The organism is Marinobacterium ramblicola, assembly GCF_019084545.1.
Classification (GTDB): domain Bacteria; phylum Pseudomonadota; class Gammaproteobacteria; order Pseudomonadales; family Balneatricaceae; genus Marinobacterium_D; species Marinobacterium_D ramblicola.
The window spans coordinates 1-4,158 of sequence record NZ_JAHREP010000056.1 but is presented as its reverse complement, the minus strand read 5'-3'; the positions used below and the strand labels follow the sequence as shown (position 1 = coordinate 4,158).

General features: G+C 43.3%; 6 protein-coding genes. All 6 read left to right on the top strand.

The genetic code is table 11. The annotated features are described in order from the left end of the window. Positions 1-559 (top strand): hypothetical protein (locus tag KQ940_RS22520; protein ID WP_217416895.1); only part of this gene is annotated, 559 nt, incomplete at its 5' end. A gap of 96 nt (positions 560-655) precedes the next feature. After that, a complete protein-coding gene (locus tag KQ940_RS22515) occupies positions 656-922 on the top strand; it encodes a hypothetical protein (protein WP_217416593.1) in 267 nt (88 codons plus the stop codon). A gap of 171 nt (positions 923-1,093) precedes the next feature. Beyond that, on the top strand, positions 1,094-2,350 hold the full coding sequence (locus KQ940_RS22510) for a DNA methyltransferase (RefSeq protein WP_217416894.1): 1,257 nt from the start codon (positions 1,094-1,096) through the stop codon (positions 2,348-2,350). A 3-nt stretch (positions 2,351-2,353) separates the two neighbouring features. Beyond that, positions 2,354-3,229: a hypothetical protein gene (locus tag KQ940_RS22505; protein ID WP_217416893.1), complete on the top strand. Its 876-nt coding sequence runs from the start codon at positions 2,354-2,356 to the stop codon at positions 3,227-3,229. Between the two features lie 79 nt (positions 3,230-3,308). Further along, positions 3,309-3,638 carry a hypothetical protein gene (locus tag KQ940_RS22500; RefSeq protein ID WP_217416892.1) on the top strand — a complete coding sequence of 110 codons (330 nt, stop codon included), beginning with the start codon at positions 3,309-3,311 and terminating at the stop codon, positions 3,636-3,638. A gap of 98 nt (positions 3,639-3,736) precedes the next feature. Beyond that, entirely contained in the window at positions 3,737-4,000 is a 264-nt protein-coding gene (locus tag KQ940_RS22495; protein ID WP_217416891.1) for a hypothetical protein, read from the top strand. The last annotated feature ends 158 nt before the right edge of the window (positions 4,001-4,158 follow it).

The window sequence follows — 4,158 nt, the reverse complement described above, 5'->3', positions numbered from 1 at the left end:
CGGATCTGTGGGGGGCGTCGCCCGAGAGGGCGGCTCCTACCCGGAAGTCGCTCCCGTTGGTCGCTGGGACGTCCAAAACGCTGCGCTTTTTTGGCCGCCCCTGTGTGCGGCGTTAGGTGAATATATGGATCGAAGCCGCATTACAGCATTAGTGCTATTAGCAATAACGGTTTTACCCTTTACTGTACTTTTTGCAGTATTTGCTGCTATCGGTTTCCCTTTCTGGATAACAGGTATTGCTGACGTTCTTATGGGAAACTATGGATTGGACGAACTGCGGTCATCTGTACGCCCAGAAATGGCCCTTCTTTTTATATCTGGGCCCCTAGGGATTTTTGGGCTAGCCGAACTCTGGTGCGCTCTATGGCGCATATTTCGCAACCGGCCACATCGAAGTCCAAGAGCAACGGTTATAGGTTTGTTGTGCGGCATAATAGCTAGCGTAAATTTAGTCTTTATCAAGTTCGGCCTACCGATAGTGCTTCTGCCAGCAATACTGTTTGCGCTTTACCATGTATCAAAATATACGAAGGGATATCAAGTAACAAATGGCACCTAACAAAAAATTCAAGTCGCCCGAAAGCGGGCTGGGACCTCAAAAGCTACGCTTTTTCGGCCCCTTAATTGCGCGTTATAAGTCAATGGAGATGGAGTCATGAAAAATAATGGAAATTGCTTTTTATGCTTGCGCGAAGCACATATTGAAGACGTTCCACATGAGCATGGTCAATACCTAGATGTGCTTTGTAGCGCGGAATGCCCTCAGTATCAAATTTCAACTAATGCAAAAGATGAAGTCGCTACTCATCCATTAAAAAGAGAAATTGTACTTCAGGAAATAAAAAAGATAGCGAATCAAGGTAAAAAGCCCGTTGTTGCATTCGATAGTAATAAACGTGTTTTTGAGTATGTGGCTGAGTAATACTTATAACAAACCGCAGCAGTCGCTCCCGTTGGTCGCTGGGACCGCCAAAACGCTGCGCTTATTTGTCGGCCCCTGTGCGCAGCGTTATACCTCAAGTGCCAGAAACACCATGGACTTTCGGAAACGAACATGGTAAAATGCTTTATTTACATGATATGAGATTAATAAATGAGCAAAATTAAAGCTCGCTCAGGCACATTCACAGACAATATGAAACTACCTGTTCATAGGTGGTTTCGTTATTCAGCCGGCTACTCGGCTGAGTGGGTTCAATCTGAAATAAGAAAATTTGAATTAGAGCAAGACACAAAAGCTGTTGTTCTTGATCCATTTTTAGGTTCAGGCACTACAGCTTTTGCGGGCGCTTCGTTAGGTAATCGGGTTTACGGCTTTGAGGGCCACCCCTTTGTAGCAAGAATTGCCAAGGCAAAGAACCAATGGATACTTGATGAATTAGAATTTATTGAAGCTTGCAATCAAGTTCTTAACTTAGCCGAGAAATGCAACAAACAAACTGAGCGGCACGATGAATCAAATTTACTAGGGAAGTGCTATGACATCGAAGCATTATCTAAGCTAGATAATTTGCGGTTTGCTTATGAAAAACTTGCCAATGAAAATCCTATTTGGGAGTTAGTGTGGCTTAATATAACCTCCATTCTTAGGGCATGCAGTAAAGCGGGAACGGCACAATGGCAGTACGTTTTACCGAACAAATCGAAGGCAAAAGTTATTGATGTTAAAGATGCTTTTTTAGGAAAAGCCGAGCTAATGGCCCAAGACATGGAGTACGCAAAATGCGCCAATTGGTCTAATGTCGCCCAAATATTTAAACAGGATGTTCGGGAATCAATAGAAGCACCAAAGTGCAACCTACTTATTACTTCGCCTCCATATCCAAATAACTATGACTATGCAGATGCTACAAGACTAGAAATGATGTTTTGGGGCGAGATTAATGGCTGGGGTGACCTGAAAACAGCCGTAAGGCCAACAATTATGAGGTCATGCTCTCAGCATTCTGCAGCAGATAAAATAGTGCTCGATGAAATCCTTGAGGAGCCACTTCTTGCGCCAATTTTGGAAGAGCTCACTCCTGTTGTTAGGGAGCTTGAACAAGTAAGGATCGGAAAAGGCGGTAAGAAAACTTATCACACTATGATTGCGGCATATTTTCTGGACCTATCAAAAATCTGGAAGAACTGTAGGCCTATTATGGATAAAGGGTCAGAAATATGTTTTGTAATAGGTGATTCAGCCCCATACGGTGTTCACGTTCCAGCTGAAAAATGGCTCGGAGAACTTGCCCTTTATCACGGATTTAAATCATTTTCTTTTGAAAAGCTGCGCGATAGAAATATAAAGTGGAAAAATAGAACACATACAGTACCCCTCCATGAAGGGCGTCTCTGGGTTAGAGGGTAAAGAATGGCTGATGCAAAAGCACATAAACTAGGCCAAATGATTGGCGAGTTTATAGAAAAACATTTCGAAGAGGAATTGCTATCTATTTGCAATGATAGAGAGCTATATCTCGATGTAGTCGGGAAGGTCCGTAAGGCCAGAAAAGGAAAAAAAGTAAAGTGGGTGGATGTATATGGCAGTTTCCATGATTTGGACTTTGTTATAGAAAGAAATGGTACTGAAGATAGGCTAGGAGTCCCAGCGGCTTTAATCGAATGCGCGTGGCGCAGATATACAAAACATTCGAAGAATAAAGCCCAGGAGATTCAAGGTGCGGTTTTGCCTATTGCTGAAAAATACAAATATCACAAGCCTTTTTTGGGTGCAGTTATAGCCGGTGTATTTACAGCCCCATCTATTGAACAATTAAATGCTTGTGGCTTTGAAACCTTGTATATTGAGTATCAGGATATCGTTGAAGCGTTTCGTATTTTTGATTTGGACGTTAGCTTTGAAGAGAGTACACCAGATGATGACGCCGCTTCAAAAATTGATGCACTTCAAAACCTAACACAAGACCAGTATAAACAAGTTTTTACCAAGATCATGGAGTTAAGTTCTGAGAAAGTTCAGCATTTCAAGGCGTCATTAATGGCTTCATTAGACCGCCAAGTTTCTCGGATAGTTATTGCTCCGCTCTATGGTGTGAGTAGTTCCTTCGAAACAGTGGATGATGCCATAGTATTTATTAATAATTTTAGCTCTGAATCAGTTCCCAAAGATGCAGTATTTGAAAAGCTATATATAGCCGTAGAATACTCTAACTCAGATAAAATTACCGGAGAATTTTCCAATAAAGAAAATGCCAAGCAATTCTTAGAGAACATCATCAAGGTATAACAAGGCGCTGCTGTCGGACAAATTTTACGCTGCGCTCCAAATTTGCCGCAGAGCGCGGCGTTAAATTTCAGGAGGTTCCATGGCACTTCCAAGATACAACGATATCGTTGAGCTTCTGAAAAAGGGGGCAACGATAGAAGCTCAAGAGAAAATCATGGAGTTGCGCGAATCCGCGCTGGAACTCCAGGAAGAAAACATAAATCTCAAAAACCAAGTTTTGGAGCTCCAAGAGCGGGTGCGAAAGCTGGAGGCATTCGAAGGTGAGCCATGCCCTAAGTGTCGAAAACCGGCCTGGGTCGTTGAGTCTAGCAAGCCTGATCGTCAGTTCGGGCGACTGGGCGGTATTCGTAGAGAATACAAGTGCACTGAATGCGGTTTTACTGAGTCGCAGCTCGTCACGCCAAAATGAAATTCAACAAGACTAGGTATAGCGACGGCCTTTTCGTTGCGGCTTCGCCTACACTACAAGGCCGCGCGTGCTGGCGGCGTTAAATTATAGGAGCTGATATGGACTTAACACCTCAACACTACTCATTCATTGGAATCTGCTTAGATATTGTCGGTGCATTGATGATATTGTCTGGTGTTTTTGTGACCAAGAATAAAGCCGTTGAAATTGGGGTTCCGCGGTATGCATCAAAAGATCCAGAAGAGAACCTAAAACTTCCATCAGTAGCTAACTTGCTTTCCCAGTCAAAAACTGCTGTTTGGGGAACCGTATTTCTTATTGTCGGCTTCATTTTTCAGGCAATAGCATCTTGGCCATTCTAGAAGAATTTAACAAGGCACAGCAGTTGCTCCCGTTGGTCGCTGGGACCGTCAAAACGCTGCGCTTTTTTGCCGGCCCCTGTGTGCGGCGTTATATTTTGTCAGGAGTATAGTCGCGTGCAATGCAATGAGGAAATTTATAAAATCGCATTGGGGCACCT

What these genes read in the sequence shown, in the direction of transcription:
- KQ940_RS22515 (WP_217416593.1), top strand. Translation starts at nt 656, where the DNA reads ATGAAAAATAATGGAAATTGCTTTTTATGCTTGCGCGAAGCACATATT.
- KQ940_RS22510 (WP_217416894.1), top strand. Translation starts at nt 1,094, where the DNA reads ATGAGCAAAATTAAAGCTCGCTCAGGCACATTCACAGACAATATGAAA.
- KQ940_RS22505 (WP_217416893.1), top strand. Translation starts at nt 2,354, where the DNA reads ATGGCTGATGCAAAAGCACATAAACTAGGCCAAATGATTGGCGAGTTT.
- KQ940_RS22500 (WP_217416892.1), top strand. Translation starts at nt 3,309, where the DNA reads ATGGCACTTCCAAGATACAACGATATCGTTGAGCTTCTGAAAAAGGGG.
- KQ940_RS22495 (WP_217416891.1), top strand. Translation starts at nt 3,737, where the DNA reads ATGGACTTAACACCTCAACACTACTCATTCATTGGAATCTGCTTAGAT.